Source organism: Pseudomonas sp. (assembly GCF_049301935.1).
Taxonomy (GTDB): Bacteria; Pseudomonadota; Gammaproteobacteria; order Pseudomonadales; family Pseudomonadaceae; genus Aquipseudomonas.
Window position 1 is genome coordinate 1 of record NZ_JBAQLP010000051.1, and the last position, 15,306, is coordinate 15,306.

Consider the following 15,306-nt stretch of genomic DNA (forward strand, 5'->3'; position numbering starts at 1 on the left):
AGCCGATCCAGCGCCTGCTGCTGGCCTGCAAGGCCTATGACGCCGCCGCGGCGATAAGCCAACTGGCGCCGCGCCTGGCCCCTGGTGCCGAAATCCTCCTGCTGCAAAATGGCCTGGGCAGCCAGGACGAGGTCGCCCGCGCAGTACCCCAGGCGCGCTGTATCTTTGCCTCCAGCACCGAAGGCGCGTTTCGTCAGGCGGACTTTCAGGTGGTATTTGCCGGCCACGGCCATACCTGGCTCGGCGACCCACTGGAGCTGCAGCCGCCCACCTGGCTAGAGGACTTGCACCAGGCCGGCATTGTTCACGACTGGAGCCTGGATATCCTCAGCCGGCTATGGCGCAAGCTGGCGCTGAACTGCGCGATCAACCCGCTGACCGTGCTGCATGACTGCCGCAATGGCGGGCTGCGTGAGCATCCGGCGCAAGTCGCCTGCCTGTGCAGCGAGCTCAGCGAGCTGCTGCACCGCTGTGGCCACAGCGCAGCCGCCACGGATCTGCATGACGAAGTGCAGCGGGTGATCCAGGCCACGGCCGCCAACTACTCATCCATGCACCAGGATGTCCGCCAGGGTCGCCGCACGGAAATCGCCTACCTGCTGGGTTACGCCTGCAATGCCGGACAACGTCACCGACTGGTGCTGCCACATCTACAGGCACTGCACAGCCAACTACTGGCCCACCTTAATGCACGCGGATTGCCCAGCCACTGAGGCCCGCGTTAACCTGCCCGTACTTCCGCCACCGCGACAGCTCGCCATGCCCCTGCGACAAAGCCTCGAAAACCTGCCGGTCGGCCGCAAGCTGCTGGTCGCCCTGCTGGCTTTGCTCGCCACCGTACTGCTGGTGGCCAACCTGGCCTTTATCAGCGCGGCCTACTGGATCTCTCAGGAAAGCGTAGCGCCCCAGGCCTTGCACACCCTCGGCAGGCTGATTGCCAGCCCGCCACTGAGCCAGGAAGCGCTGAGTTCCCCCACTGCCGCCCAGGCCCTGCTTAGGCGCCTGGACGACTACGCACCGCTGCGCGCGGCGGTGATCTATGACGCCAAGGGCCTGAACCTGGCGCAGCTGCAGCGCGGCACCAAACTACAACTGCCGCAACGCGTCGAAGAGGTCGAGTCCTGGCGCCATAGCGAGTTTCGCATCAACCAGCTGGTCGAACTGCCGCAAGCCACGGGCAAGTCTGGCCATCTGCTGCTGGTGGCCTCCAGCGAACTGCCGGGGGTGTTTTACACCGGCACCCTGACCGCCAGCCTGGTGATTTTGGCCTTTAGCGTGCTGCTCTGGCTGATCGTCTCGCGCCAGGTGCGCCGCCTGATCACCCGTCCCATCCGCCGCCTGGAAGAACTCTCGCGCCAAGTCACCCGCGAAGAAAACTACGCCCTGCGCGCACGCCGGGGTAATCGCGACGAAATCGGCAACCTGGCCGACGCCTTCAACACCATGCTGGTGCGCATCGAAGCCCGCGAACAGCAGCTCAAACGCGCCCGTGACGACGCTCAGGAAGCCTTCGATCAGGCCCAGCACCTGGCCGAGGAAACCCGCCATTCCAACCGCAAGCTGGAGCTGGAAGTGCAGGTGCGCGGCAAGATCGAGAAGAAGCTCACCGGCTTTCAGAAGTACCTCAACAGCATCATCGACTCCATGCCCTCGGCGCTGATCGCCCTCGACGAACAACTCTACGTCACCCAGTGGAACCAGGAAGCCAGTAGCCTCTCCGGCACCCGTCTGGACGAAGCACTGAACCAGCCGATCTTCCTCGCCTTCCCGCCACTCAAGCCCTTTCTGCCGCAGCTAAGGCGCACCGTCGAGCAGCATCAGGTGGAAAAGATCGAACGGGTCACCTGGGGCAGCAACGAGCAGCCACGGCACTTCGCCCTGACCTTCTACCCTTTGACAGGCGGTAGTGGCCGCGGCGTGGTGATCCGGATCGACGACATCACCCAGCGCCTCAATCTGGAAGAAATGATGGTGCAGTCAGAGAAGATGCTCTCGGTCGGTGGTCTCGCCGCCGGCATGGCGCATGAGATCAACAACCCGCTGGGGGCCATCCTGCATAACGTGCAGAACATCCGCAGGCGCCTGTCACCCGAGCTGGAAAAGAACCGTGAGCAGGCCGAGCAGGCCGGCATCAGCCTGGAAGCCATCGACCGTTACCTGAATGCCCGGGAAATCCCGCGCCTGCTCGACGGCATCCAGCAGGCCGGCAGCCGGGCGGCGAAGATCGTCAGCCATATGCTCAATTTCAGCCGCCGCAGCGACCGCCAGCTGGCGCCGTGTCAATTGCCGGCACTGGTCGACCAGGCTGTGGAAATCGCCAGCAATGACTTCGACCTGACCGACAGCTTCGACTTCAAGAGCCTGCGCATCCAGCGCGAGTTCGCCGCCGACCTACCGCCTGTGCCGGCCACCGCCAACGAACTGGAACAGGTGCTGCTCAACCTGTTGAAAAACGCCGCCCAGGCCATCCACCAGCGCGACGACAGCACGACACCCGGGCAGATCACCCTGCGCGTACGCCTGGCGCCGCCCTGGGCGGAAATCCAGGTGGAGGACAATGGCGTCGGCATGCCCGAGTCGGTGCGCAAGCGCATCTTCGAGCCGTTCTTCACCACCAAGGAAGTCGGCCAGGGCACGGGGCTCGGCCTGTCGGTGTCCTACTTCATCATCACCAACAACCACAAAGGACAGATGGAAGTGCAGTCCGCAGCAGGCCAGGGCACCTGCTTTACCCTGCGTCTACCATTGAGCACCGCCACCCCTGACACAGGTCTTTGAACATGGGTTACCGCCTCTCGAAAATCTACACCCGCACTGGCGACGCCGGCGAAACCGGCCTGGCCGATGGCCGCCGCGTGACCAAGGACCACCCTCGGGTGGATGCCATGGGCGAGGTCGATACGCTGAACAGCCATATCGGTTTGCTGCTGGCTGACCTAGCCGAGCATGCAACCGAATGCCCTGGGTTGAATGAGATCATCGAGGTGCTCGCGCCCTGCCAGCACCGCCTGTTTGACCTCGGCGGTGAACTGGCAATGCCTGACTACCAGGCCCTGCAGACGCCGGAAATCGAGCGACTGGAAGCGGCTATCGACCGCTGGAATGAAGAAGTTGGCCCGCTGGAGAATTTCATCCTGCCCGGCGGCTCGCGCCTGATCGCCCAGGCGCATGTGTGCCGCAGCCTGGCCCGCGGCGCCGAGCGCCGCTGTCAGCATCTCAACGCCGTAGAACCGATTCGCGGCGTTGGCCTGGCCTACGTCAACCGCCTGTCCGACCTGCTGTTTGTCGCCGCGCGGCTGATCGCCAAGCGCCAGGGGATCGCTGAAGTGCTCTGGCAGGCGGCTGCCAAAGAGCCGTAAAGCTAAAGCAGCCATGTAGGGTGGATGACGCTTTTTTCATCCACCATCGCAGGCTGGTGGATGGATAAAACGCCATCCACCCTACGACCTCAGAGCAGGCTAAGCTGGCTTTCGAAACTACGCCGCTCACCGGTTAGCGGGTCGATAAAGCTCAGGCCCTTGGCCAGCAGCTTTAGCGGCTTGCTGTAGTCATCCAAAGCATCCGGTGCATCGGTGACCTCGGGATAGAACGGATCATTGAGAATCGGCGCACCCAGCGCGGCCAGGTGCACGCGCAGCTGGTGCTTCTTGCCCGTGACCGGATACAGCCGGTACAGCCAGTGCTCGCCCAGGCGCTGGGCGACTTCGATGCGGGTTTCCGTGTTGGCCTCACCGGCCACTTCCTGCATGCGAAAGAACGGCTCGGCGCCCTCCAGCCGGGTCGCCCGCAGCAGTGGAAAGTCCAGCTGCGGCAAGGCCGCCGCCAGCGCCTCGTAGCACTTGTCCATCTGCCGCAGGCGAAACAGCGCCTGGTACTGGCCACGGCTCTGGCGATTGGTGGAAAACAGCACCAGGCCGGCGGTGTGCCGATCAATCCGGTGCAGCGGCACCAGGTCGGCATTGCCCAGGCGCTTGGCCAGCCGCGCCTGCAGCGTCTGCTCGACGTATGCGCCGGCCGGCATCACCGGCAGAAAATGTGGCTTGTCGGCCACCAGCAGGTGCTCATCGAGATGCAGCAGGGCCTCTTCAAAGGGAATCGGCGTCTCGGCCGCCACCTCGCGAAAATAATGCACCTTGAGCCCTTCGCGATACGTCGCCGTCATCCCCAGTGGCTGGCCCTGGGCATCCAGCACCCGGCCACGGGCGATCCGTTCCTGCCACACCTTTGGTGCAATCGCCGGAAAATGCGCGCACAGGCACTCGAACACCGTCGCCCAGTTGCCATGGGGCAGGTGCAGGGTGCTGGGGCGCATATTCGAGGGGGAACGGGCTTCAACAGACATGAACACACTCGGCAGCCAGGCAGCGGAAAGACACAGGATAACCCAGAGCAGCGCTTAACCCGTGCCCGACGCTGAGCTCTGCAGCGACATGCGAAACAGCGCCGCCAGCAGGTCGGACTGGCTGACGATACCCAGCAACTGACGCTGATCATCCACCACGGGCAGCCGATGCACGTCGCTATCCGTGAGCATCTGCAGCAAATAGGTCACTGGCCAGTCGGCGCGACAGGTCGGCGCCTGCCGGCGCATGCATTGGCTGACGGTCTGCGTATCGGCGTCTGCCAGCAACAGATCATGCAGGCTGAGCATGCCCTGCAGTTCACCCTGCGGGTTGAGCACCGGCATGGCGCTGAGCCGATGCTTATGCAGGCTCAAACGCGCTTCGGCGAGGCTGCTGTACTCCGTCAGGCTCTGCACATCACGGGACATGATGTCGGCGCAGCGCACCTCGCCAAAGCGGCGCTGATACGCCCGCGCCTCGGTTTGCAGGAGAATCTCTTCCAGGTCTTCGCGGGAAATATCGAGCAACTCGCCGCGCGCCTTGAGCACCGCATCCAGGTCCGCCGGGGTGAAACTCAGGCGATCACGGGGGATCGGGTCGCGGGTCTTGTGCACGTTGCCATGTTCAAGCGGGCGGTGCGGGTACTGCCGGCGCAAGACGTTATTGAACAGCAGCGCGATCAGCAGCAGGCCAATGGAGTTCAGCCCCACCGGGTAGAGGGCGAAGTGATAACCCAGCTGGGCCACTTCCGACCCGGCCAGCACGGCGGTCAGGGCCACCGCGCCACCCGGTGGATGCAGGCAGCGCAGGGCAAACATTCCGGCAATCGCCAGGCCACCGGCCAACGCGGCCACCCATGCGTCGTGACCGAGCCAGCTGGCGCAGGTCACACCAATCAGAGCGGAGATCAGGTTGCCAGCGAAGATTGACCAGGGCTGTGCCAAAGGGCTGGCTGGCACGGCAAACAGCAGCACGGCAGAGGCGCCCATGGGTGCGATCAGCCAGGGGCTGGCACTGCCCAGCACCTCATGACAGAGCCAGCCACTGAACAGCAACCCCAGCACCGCGCCCACACAGCTCAGCGCCCGCTCGCTCAGACTGACCGTCATGGGCGCGGGCCAGAAGCCCTTCAACCACGCTTTAATGCCTTGCACCGTCAACCGCTCACCTGCCGCGCACCATTTGAGGGCGCGACTATAACGCCCTTTGCCCAGAGGTGGCAGTTACTCCGGCCAGAACGCGCGAATCCCCGCCACGCCCTGGGCGCCGACCTGCCAGGCCTGCTCTACAGCGGCCGGGGTAACGCCACCCAGCAGGTAGGCCGGCTGATTGAAACCCTGCAGCAGCTCGGCAACCTGGGCCCAACCCAGTGGCTGCGCAGCGGGGTGGGTCTGGGTGGCTTGCACGGGGGACAGGGTGATGAAGTCCACGCCCATCTGCGTGGCCAGCGCCAGCTCCTGCGCACTGTGGCAGGAGGCCGCTAGCCAGCGTTGCGCTGGAAACGGCCGGCCGCCGGCGCTCAACTCACGCAGCTGCTGCGCCGTCAGGTGCCAGCCAGCGGCGGGAAAGTCGCCCAGCCACTCCAACGGACCCTTGAGCATCAGCTGCGCCTTGCCGGCACAGAGGCCGAGGGCATCCACGGCAATATCGCGGTACTGCGCATCAAACATCGCCGGGGCGCGCAGTTGCAGCAGGCGGATGCCGCTCTTCAGGGCAGCCTGGATACCGCGCAGCAGCTCAGGCCCGCTCAGCCCCTCGGGGGTGATCAGATAATGCTCGGGCAAACGTGCGGCGGCGACAATCGGTCGATTGGCGGCGGGAAACTCATAGTCACCCAACTGCCGCGGGCTGACCCAGGCCAGCGGCTGACCTTCGGCGCCATGGGGTTCACCGGTAAACGCCGAGACCTCCCAGACGTCCAGCAGCACCTGCTTGTCCGGGTAATCGTGACGCACCTGAATCAACGGCCGCGCGGCGCTGGGACGAATGCCCAGCTCCTCTTCCAGCTCACGGGCCAGGGATGTCTGCAGCGTTTCGCCGGGCTCGACCTTGCCGCCGGGAAACTCCCAAAGGCCGCCCTGATGCTTATCCTCGGGCCGTTTGGCGAGCAGGATCTGCCCGTCCACGCCACGAATAACTGCGGCGGCTACATGAATACGCTTCACGCCAGATGTTCCTCCTGGGCAGCTTGGTACCAGCGCTGAAACGCCGGCCACTGATAAATCGTCTCGACATAGGCGGCAGCCGCGGCCGGCAGCGCCACCTGATAACTGCGCAAACGCGCCGCCACCGGGGCAAAGAAGGCATCGGCCAGGCAGGGCTGACCAAACAGGAAGCCGCCTTCCTTTCCAAAGCGCTGCTTGCACTCGGCCCACAAGGCGCAGATACGCTGAATATCGGCCACGGCATCGGCGGGTATTTCAGCCAACGCCTGGTTGCGCTTGAGATCCATCGGCAGGTGACTGCGTAGCGCGACAAAACCGCTGTGCATCTCGGCGCAGGCACTGCGCGCCAACGCGCGGGCGTCCCGCGCCTGCGGCCAAAGCTGAGCAGCGGGGAAGCATTCGGCCAGGTACTCGGCAATCGCCAGGGAATCCCAGATGGCCCCGTCATCACTGATCAGCAATGGCACCTTGCCGGTCGGCGAGTGCTGCAGAATCAGTGTGCGGGTGTCGGGGCGGTCCAGGGTAATCAGCTGTTCGGCGTAGGCCACGCCAGTCAACTCCAGGGCCAGCGCCGCACGCAGCGACCAGGACGAATAGGTTTTATCGCCGATAACCAGAGTAAGAGACATGGGCAGCGCTCGATACGGGAAGGTCAAGAGACCTTAAAAGGCGACTCTCCGAATAGCAAATTCCCGGTATTCATGGGTCCATGAATACCGGGAATGCAGAGCAGTCAAACAACAGGGGCGTGGCGGATCAGGTGCGGTACTCGGCGTTGATCTTCACGTACTCATGGGACAGGTCGGTGGTCCAGATGGTCTCGCTGCAGCTGCCGCGCCCCAGTTCGATGCGGATGCTGATCTCTTCCTTGGTCATCACCGCGGCGCCCTGCTCTTCGGTGTAACTGGCGGCGCGGCAACCACGGCTGGCGATGCACACATCGCCAAGGAACACATCGATCAAGCTGACATCCAGCTGCGCCACGCCGGCACGGCCGACGGCCGCGAGGATACGCCCCCAGTTCGGGTCGGAGGCAAACAGTGCAGTCTTGATCAGCGGTGAGTGAGCCACGGCGTAACCGACGTCCAGACATTCCTGATGGGTTGCACCGCCGTTGACCTGTACGGTGACGAACTTGGTCGCGCCTTCACCGTCGCGAACGATGGCCTGGGCCACTTCCATGCACACGCTGAACACCGCTTCCTTAAGCTTGGCGAATAGGTCGCCGCTGGCCTGGGTGATTTCCGGCAGGGCGGCCTTACCGGTAGCGATCAGCATGCAACAGTCGTTGGTCGACGTATCGCCGTCGATGGTGATGCGGTTGAACGACTTGTTTGCCGCATCGCGCAGCAGGTCCTGCAGCACGGCCTGGGCGACCTTGGCGTCGGTGGCGATATAACCGAGCATGGTCGCCATGTTCGGCTTGATCATCCCGGCGCCTTTGCTGATGCCGGTCACCGTGACGGTGACGCCATCGTGGACAAACTGGCGACTGGCGCCCTTGGGCAGGGTGTCGGTGGTCATGATGCCAGTGGCAGCTTCGGCCCAGTGGTTCTCGGACAAGTCGTCGAGAGCCGCTTGCAGCGCGCCTTCGATCTTCTCGACCGGCAGCGGCTCGCCAATCACCCCGGTGGAGAACGGCAGCACCGCGCCTTCATCCACACCGGTCAACTGCGCCAGAGCGGCGCAGGTGCGCATGGCATTCGCAAGGCCCGGCTCGCCGGTGCCGGCGTTGGCGTTACCGGTATTGGTCAGCAGGTAACGCACGCTGCCCAGCACGCGCTTCTTGGCCAGGATCACCGGCGCGGCGCAGAACGCATTGAGGGTGAACACCCCGGCCACCGTGGAGCCTTCGGCACAGCGCATCACCACCACATCTTTGCGCCCTGGGCGCTTGATGCCCGCCGAGGCGATGCCCAGTTCAAAACCTGGAACCGGATGCAGGGTAGACAACGGGCCAAGACCAACAGCCATAGAGAACGCTCCTTGAGGGGGTAGGATTTTTTGCGATGGTAAAACGCCGCGAGCGGTCAGACCGTTCGCGGCGTTATTCAAGCTGGGTCAAGCATAGCCAACTTGCCTGTCGGCTTAACCCGCCTTTAGTCGGCATCAGCCAGGTTAGCTAACCTGACCGTGACAGTGCTTGTACTTCTTGCCGGAACCACAGGGGCACGGCTCGTTGCGGCCAATCTTCGGCTCGGTGCGCACCGGCGCCACGGCAACCGCTACATCACCGTCTTCTTCGGCGGCTTGCGGCAGCAGCGCCGAGGCTTCGGCGTGCTGGAACTGCATGCGCTCGGCCAAGGCTTCGGCCTCACGACGCAGGCGGGCCTCTTCTTCGGCCGGGTCTTCACGGCGCACCTGCACATGCGAGAGCACACGGATGGTGTCACGCTTGATCGAATCCAGCAGCTCCTGGAACAGGGTGAAAGACTCGCGCTTGTATTCCTGCTTGGGGTTCTTCTGCGCATAGCCGCGCAGGTGAATGCCGTGACGCAGGTGATCCATGGTCGACAGGTGGTCTTTCCACAGGTCGTCGAGCACGCGCAGCAGAATCTGCTTCTCGAAGGTGCGCAGGGCTTCTGCGCTGGCTTGGTTTTCTTTCTCGTTGTAGGCGCTGACCAGCTCTTCGAGAATGCGCGCGCGCAGGGTCTCTTCGTACAGCTTGTGGTCATCGTCAAGCCACTGCTGGATCGGCAGACGCAGGTTGAAGCCGCTGTACAGCGCTTCTTCCAGACCAGCGATATCCCACTGCTCAGGCAGCGACTGCGGCGCGATGTGCTGGTTGATGGTGTGATCCAGGACTTCCTGGCGGAACTCGGCAATGGTTTCGCCGATGTTGTCGGCAGCCAGCAGCGTGTTGCGCATGTGGTAGATCACTTTGCGCTGCTCGTTGGCCACGTCGTCGAACTCCAGCAGCTGCTTACGCATGTCGAAGTTACGGCCTTCAACCTTGCGCTGGGCCTTTTCGATGGCGTTGCTGACCATGCGGTGTTCGATGGCTTCACCGGACTGCATGCCCAGGGCCTTCATAAAGTTCTTTACCCGGTCCGAGGCAAAGATGCGCATCAGGCTGTCTTCCAGCGACAGGTAGAACCGGCTGGAGCCTGGGTCACCCTGGCGACCCGCACGACCACGCAGCTGGTTGTCGATACGGCGTGATTCGTGACGTTCGGAGGCGATCACATGCAGGCCGCCCGACTCGATCACCTGCTGATGACGCTTCTGCCAGTCGGCCTTGATCTGCGCGATCTGCTCGGGTGTGGCGTTTTCCAGGCTGGCCACTTCGACTTCCCAGTTGCCGCCCAACAGGATGTCGGTACCGCGACCGGCCATGTTGGTGGCAATGGTCAGCGCGCCCGGGCGACCGGCCTGGGCAATGATTTCCGCTTCCTTCTCGTGGAACTTGGCGTTAAGTACCTTGTGCTCGATGCCTTCCTGATTGAGCAGCTTGGACATGTGCTCGGAGGTTTCGATGGTGGCCGTACCGACCAGCACCGGACGCCCCAGCGCCAGGCTTTCCTTGATGTCGGTGACAATGGCGGCGTACTTCTCTTCCGCCGTCAGGTAGACCAGGTCGTTGAAGTCCTTACGCGCCAGGGCACGGTTGGTCGGGATGACGATCACCGCCAAACCGTAGATCTGATGGAACTCGAACGCTTCGGTATCGGCGGTACCGGTCATGCCGGACAGCTTGCTGTACAGGCGGAAGTAGTTCTGGAAGGTGGTCGAGGCCAGGGTCTGGCTCTCGGCCTGAATCGGCAGGCTTTCTTTGTCCTCGATCGCCTGGTGCAGGCCTTCGGACAGACGACGACCCGGCATAGTGCGGCCGGTGTGTTCGTCGATCAGCAGCACCTGATTGTTCTGCACGATGTATTCAACGTTGCGGTTGAACAGCTTGTGCGCACGCAGGCCGGAGTAAACGTGGGTCAGCAGGCCCAGGTTATGCGCCGAATACAGACTCTCGCCCTCGGCCAGCAAGCCGACTTCGGTGAGCATTTCTTCAACATACTGGTGGCCCGATTCATTCAGCTCGACCTGGCGCGCCTTCTCGTCGACCTTGTAGTGGCCTTCCTGGGTGACCACGCCCTCTTCTTCCTCAACATGCAGCTTGAGGCGCGGGATCAGTTTGTTGATCTCGGTGTAGAGGCGCGAGCTGTCTTCGGCCTGGCCGGAGATGATCAGCGGAGTGCGTGCTTCGTCAATCAGAATGGAGTCAACTTCGTCGATTACGGCGAAATTCAGCTCGCGCTGGAATTTGTCTTCCAGGCTGAAGGCCATGTTATCGCGCAGGTAATCGAAGCCGAATTCGTTGTTGGTGCCGTAGGTGATATCGGCGGCGTAGGCTTCACGCTTCTCTTCCGGCGGCATAAAGGGGGTGACGATACCCACGCTCATACCGAGGAATTCATACAGCGGACGCATCCAGTTGGCATCGCGGCGGGCCAGGTAATCGTTGACCGTGACCACATGCACGCCCTTGCCGGACAGCGCATTGAGGTACACCGCCAGGGTCGCCACCAGGGTCTTGCCCTCACCGGTGCGCATCTCGGCGATCTTGCCTTCGTGCAGGGTCATACCACCAATCAGCTGCACGTCGAAGTGGCGCATGCCCATTACCCGCTTGCCGGCTTCGCGGGCGACCGCAAAGGCTTCGGCAAGCAGCTGGTCGAGGGTTTCGCCTTTGGCCAGACGGGCTTTGAACTCATCCGTCTTGGCCCGCAGTTGCTCATCGGACAGGGCAAGCATCTGCTCCTCGAAGGCATTGACGGCTTGTACCGCCTTGAGCATGCGTTTGACTTCACGCTCGTTCTTGCTTCCAAAGAGTTTTTTCAACAAAGGCGCAAACATATCGACAGGATCTTCCAGGCGTATGGATTGAGGGCGGCTGAACAGCGACCCATGCAGCCTTTAGGGCTGCGTGCGAAGGGGGCATTCTACCCGGAAACGCAAACGAGGAAAGCGGCGTTATTCGACGTCGTTAACCCGGGCTATATAGCTGGCTGGATTGACCACCCGGCCATGCTTGGTGACCTCGAAGTGCACATGGTAACCACTGGCGCGACCGCTGCGGCCGACCTTGGCAATGGTCTGACCGCGCTGCACCAGATCACCGATCTGCACCTCATTGCTCTTGTTGTGCGCATAGAGGGTGGTGTAGCCATCGGCATGACTGATTTCCACAACATTGCCATAACCCGATTTGACCCCGGAGAAACTTACCACCCCGGCCGCAACAGCCACCACGTCGCTGCCCGGTTTGGCGGCAAAGTCGACCCCTTTATGCTGGGTGTTGCGCCCGGTCAGCGGGTGCACACGGCGACCGAAGGGCGAGGACATATAGCCATGGCGCACCGGCATGCCGGACAGGTATTCAGCCTCACTCAGCTGACGCTCGCCGATCATTTGCTCCAGCACTTCAAGCAGCTGCTCACGGCTGTCCAGGCGCAAGCTCAGGCGATCGAGCTCGTCCATAAACGGCGGCGGCGCATACGCGGCATCGCCCAGGGCGTCTTCCGCACCGCCCTGGCCAACATTGAGGGAGAAATCGAATTCGCTGGCATCCAGATCCGCCAGTTCGGTCAGGCGTGCACCCAAGGCATCCAGACGGGTCAGGCGTGCCTGCAGCTCGGCCACATGCGCAGCGAAGGCGTCCAACTGCCGCTGCGCGTCGCGACGCACTTCGCCAACCTCGGCGCGTTGTTGATCCATCGCCTGATTGAGCTGGGTGTCGTCATGCACCGTCACGGTAGCCGGCGCCCACCAGGCGCCAACGGCCACACCGCTGGCCAGCGCTGCGCCGAGTGCCAGCAGCAACGCCAGCAATATCCAGCGCAGATCCAGACTGAGCGAGCGCGCGGCAGCATGCTGCCGACTAAGTAAAATGATGTGCAAGGCGTTCCCCTAGTGGTGAAGCCACGGTCGGCAGCAGCGATTCTGCTACCATGGCGGCTCCACTTTTTCAGGCGTCCTGCCATGACATTTCGTCCTTTGCCGGCCCGGGCTCCCGCCGCGCTGTTGCGCGAAGCGAAACCCCTGAAGGCGCTGTTCAATCAAGCGCAACGTATTGATCGCCTGCAGCACCTACTGGCAAGCCAGCTACAGCCTGCTGCTCGCGAACACTGCCATGTAGCGTCATGGCGCGAGGGTTGCCTGCTGCTGATCATCACCGATGGCCATTGGGCCACGCGCCTGCGCTATCAACAAAAACGCTTGTTGAAACAGCTGCAGGCACTCGAAGAGTTCGCGACCTTAACCAAGATCCTGTTCAAGGTGCAACCTCCGACTGCCGAAAGGCGTGCACCGGGTCGCACAATCAGCCTGTCCAGCAGCGCCGCAGAAAACATCCAGGCCACCGCCGACGGCATCAGCGACCCCAAGCTACGCGCCGCCCTGGAACGGCTGGCCAAACACGCTAAGCCCAGCGAATAAAGCACCTTGGCCGCGCAACACTGGGGCAAATCCAGGTTATAAAAAAGGCTATGTCTCAGTTGGCTGTTGCCGACATGCTCAGCCCCTGTAGGAGCGGGCTTGCCCGCGAATCGAAGTCAATAGAGAAACATCGCGGCCAAGGCCGCTCCTACGGTTCCGCAGAACCCTCCAGCATTGTCGACAACTCTTAATTGGCACATAGCCATAAAAAAAGGCCACCCGAAGGTGGCCTTTGAAAGAAAAGAAGGAGGGTATTGCGTTACACGGCCGCAACCGGGCGCATGTAAGAGATTGGCGCGGTGTTGGGGTCGTCAAAGGTGACGACTTCCCAGGCATCGGTTTGCTCGATCAGGGCGCGCAGCAGGCGATTGTTCAGCGCATGCCCCGATTTGAAACCCTTGAACTCGCCAATCAGGCTATTACCCAGCAGGTAAAGGTCACCGATCGCATCGAGAATCTTGTGTTTGACGAACTCGTCCTCGTAACGCAGGCCGTCTTCGTTCAACACGCGGAACTCGTCTACCACAATGGCGTTATCTACGCTGCCGCCGAGTGCCAGGTTCTGTGAACGGAGGAACTCGATATCACGCATAAAACCGAAGGTGCGAGCGCGACTGACTTCCTTCACAAACGAGGTGCTGGAGAAGTCCACGCTGGCCGACTGGGTGCGATTGCGGAACACCGGGTGATCGAAATCGATCTCGAAGGTCACCTTGAACCCTTCAAAAGGCACGAAGGTGGCGCGCTTGTCGCCCTCTTCGACTGTCACTTCACGAAGGATGCGGATGAACTGCTTGTGGGCTTCCTGCTCTTGCAAACCAGCAGATTGAATCAGGAATACAAAGGGACCCGCACTGCCATCCATGATCGGGACTTCGGACGCGGAGAGCTCGACGTAGGCGTTATCGATGCCCAGGCCAGCCATGGCCGAAAGCAGGTGCTCTACCGTATCCACCTTGACATCACCATTGACCAAGGTGGTCGACATGGTGGTTTCACCAACATTGCCTGCACGCGCGGGAATTTCCACGACAGGGTCCAAGTCGGTACGACGGAACACGATACCGGTGTCCACCGGTGCCGGCTTCAGGGTCAGGTATACCTTTTCCCCGGAATGCAGGCCTACGCCAGTGGCGCGGATGATGTTCTTCAGGGTGCGTTGTCTGATCATGGCTTTGGCCGCTATAGCACTAGTTGCGAATAGTTTTCAACAATGGCCGGCGATGATAGCAGAACCGGCCTTTGCTGAACACCAATCACCCTAATACTCCTGATACATTTCATCAATCGGCCTGACGACGCAGGAACGCCGGGATGTCCAGATAATCCAGATCATCCTGTGGGTTCAGCTTGGCCGCCGTGGCAGCGCCGCCGTGGCTTTGACGCTGAACGGTAGGGCGCTCGTAGTCCTTGTAATTGACGCTCTGCTCGGCACGCGCCGGGGCTGCCGCGTGGCTAGCAGTGCTGGCAGAAACTTGCACAGTATTGTCGATAACCTTGACCGGCTTCTCGATACGCGCACCCAGACCCGTGGCAACTACAGTGACGTGCAGCTCGTCGCGCATGTCCGGATCGATCACCGTGCCGACCTTGACGGTGGCGTGCTCGGAGGCGAACTGCTCGATGATGTTACCGACGTCGGAGTACTCACCCAGGGACAGATCAGGGCCGGCGGTGATGTTCACCAGAATGCCGCGCGCACCTTGCAGGTTGACGTCTTCCAGCAGCGGGTTACGAATCGCCGCCTCGGTGGCTTCACGTGCACGGTTCGGACCGCTGGCGCAGCCAGTGCCCATCATCGCCATGCCCATTTCGCTCATCACGGTTTTCACGTCGGCAAAGTCGACGTTGATCATCCCTGGACGCTTGATGATGTCGGAGATACCGCGCACGGCACCGGCCAGTACATCGTCGGCCTTGGCGAAAGCCGACAAGAGGCTGGCGTCCTTACCGAGGATGGTCAGCAGTTTTTCGTTGGGGATGGTGATCAGCGAGTCGACGCTTTCCGACAGCGCGCGGATACCTTCTTCGGCGATCAGCATGCGCTTCTTGCCTTCGAACGGGAACGGACGGGTCACCACCGCAACGGTGAGGATGCCCATTTCCTTGGCCACCTGAGCAATTACTGGGGCTGCACCGGTACCGGTACCGCCGCCCATGCCGGTGGTGATAAAGACCATATCGGTGCCCTGCAGCACTTCGGCGATACGCTCGCGATCTTCCATGGCCGCCTGACGGCCGACTTCTGGATTGGCACCCGCGCCGAGGCCCTTGGTCACCGCAGTGCCCAGTTGCAGCACGGTACGTGCGCCGATGTTTTTCAGTGCCTGTGCATCCGTGTTGGCGCAGATGAACTCGACGCCTTC

The 15,306-nt window shown here is 62.2% G+C and carries 13 protein-coding genes; 4 read left to right on the top strand and 9 right to left on the bottom strand.

What is annotated here, in order from left to right:
• From WA145_RS06740 to WA145_RS06750, 3 genes are all read left to right on the top strand, one after another.
• On the top strand, positions 1-713 hold a 713-nt coding region (locus tag WA145_RS06740), incomplete at its 5' end, for a putative 2-dehydropantoate 2-reductase (RefSeq protein WP_422580831.1).
• A gap of 46 nt (positions 714-759) precedes the next feature.
• Positions 760-2,778, top strand: coding sequence for a sensor histidine kinase (locus tag WA145_RS06745; RefSeq protein WP_422580832.1), 2,019 nt, complete (start codon positions 760-762; stop codon positions 2,776-2,778).
• Positions 2,779-2,780: 2 nt separating this feature from the next.
• Positions 2,781-3,359 (top strand): cob(I)yrinic acid a,c-diamide adenosyltransferase, encoded by a 579-nt coding sequence (locus WA145_RS06750; RefSeq protein ID WP_422580833.1) that lies wholly within the window; start codon positions 2,781-2,783, stop codon positions 3,357-3,359.
• 89 nt (positions 3,360-3,448) lie between these two features.
• On the opposite strand, the gene WA145_RS06755 is transcribed toward WA145_RS06750, so the two are convergent.
• The 7 genes from WA145_RS06755 to WA145_RS06785 all read right to left on the bottom strand — a co-directional run bounded on the left by WA145_RS06755 (position 3,449) and on the right by WA145_RS06785 (position 12,403).
• Positions 3,449-4,342 carry an RluA family pseudouridine synthase gene (locus WA145_RS06755; RefSeq protein ID WP_422580834.1) on the bottom strand — a complete coding sequence of 298 codons (894 nt, stop codon included), beginning with the start codon at positions 4,340-4,342 and terminating at the stop codon, positions 3,449-3,451.
• Positions 4,343-4,396: 54 nt separating this feature from the next.
• On the bottom strand, positions 4,397-5,452 hold the full coding sequence (locus tag WA145_RS06760; RefSeq protein ID WP_422580835.1) for an HPP family protein: 1,056 nt from the start codon (positions 5,450-5,452) through the stop codon (positions 4,397-4,399).
• A gap of 114 nt (positions 5,453-5,566) precedes the next feature.
• Positions 5,567-6,508 (bottom strand): Nudix family hydrolase, encoded by a 942-nt coding sequence (locus WA145_RS06765; protein ID WP_422580836.1) that lies wholly within the window; start codon positions 6,506-6,508, stop codon positions 5,567-5,569.
• Positions 6,505-7,137: a glutathione S-transferase family protein gene (locus tag WA145_RS06770; protein ID WP_422580837.1), complete on the bottom strand. Its 633-nt coding sequence runs from the start codon at positions 7,135-7,137 to the stop codon at positions 6,505-6,507. Before WA145_RS06770 ends, WA145_RS06765 begins: the two co-directional genes overlap by 4 nt.
• Before the next feature lie 127 nt (positions 7,138-7,264).
• On the bottom strand, positions 7,265-8,482 hold the full coding sequence (gene argJ, locus WA145_RS06775; RefSeq protein ID WP_422580838.1) for a bifunctional glutamate N-acetyltransferase/amino-acid acetyltransferase ArgJ: 1,218 nt from the start codon (positions 8,480-8,482) through the stop codon (positions 7,265-7,267).
• A gap of 144 nt (positions 8,483-8,626) precedes the next feature.
• Positions 8,627-11,359: a preprotein translocase subunit SecA gene (gene secA / locus WA145_RS06780; protein ID WP_422580839.1), complete on the bottom strand. Its 2,733-nt coding sequence runs from the start codon at positions 11,357-11,359 to the stop codon at positions 8,627-8,629.
• A gap of 117 nt (positions 11,360-11,476) precedes the next feature.
• On the bottom strand, positions 11,477-12,403 hold the full coding sequence (locus tag WA145_RS06785; protein WP_422580840.1) for a M23 family metallopeptidase: 927 nt from the start codon (positions 12,401-12,403) through the stop codon (positions 11,477-11,479).
• Between the two features lie 81 nt (positions 12,404-12,484).
• Here WA145_RS06785 and WA145_RS06790 point away from each other — a divergent pair, with 81 nt between their 5' ends.
• Complete coding sequence (locus WA145_RS06790; RefSeq protein ID WP_422580841.1) at positions 12,485-12,940, top strand: DUF721 domain-containing protein; 456 nt, start codon at positions 12,485-12,487, stop codon at positions 12,938-12,940.
• Between the two features lie 259 nt (positions 12,941-13,199).
• Here WA145_RS06790 and lpxC read toward each other — a convergent pair whose 3' ends face one another.
• The gene (gene lpxC, locus WA145_RS06795) at positions 13,200-14,111 is read right to left on the bottom strand and encodes a UDP-3-O-acyl-N-acetylglucosamine deacetylase (protein ID WP_422580842.1); all 912 of its coding nucleotides are present in this window, start codon (positions 14,109-14,111) and stop codon (positions 13,200-13,202) included.
• Between the two features lie 112 nt (positions 14,112-14,223).
• Positions 14,224-15,306: cell division protein FtsZ (gene ftsZ / locus WA145_RS06800; RefSeq protein WP_422580843.1), on the bottom strand; the 1,083-nt coding region annotated here is incomplete at its 5' end.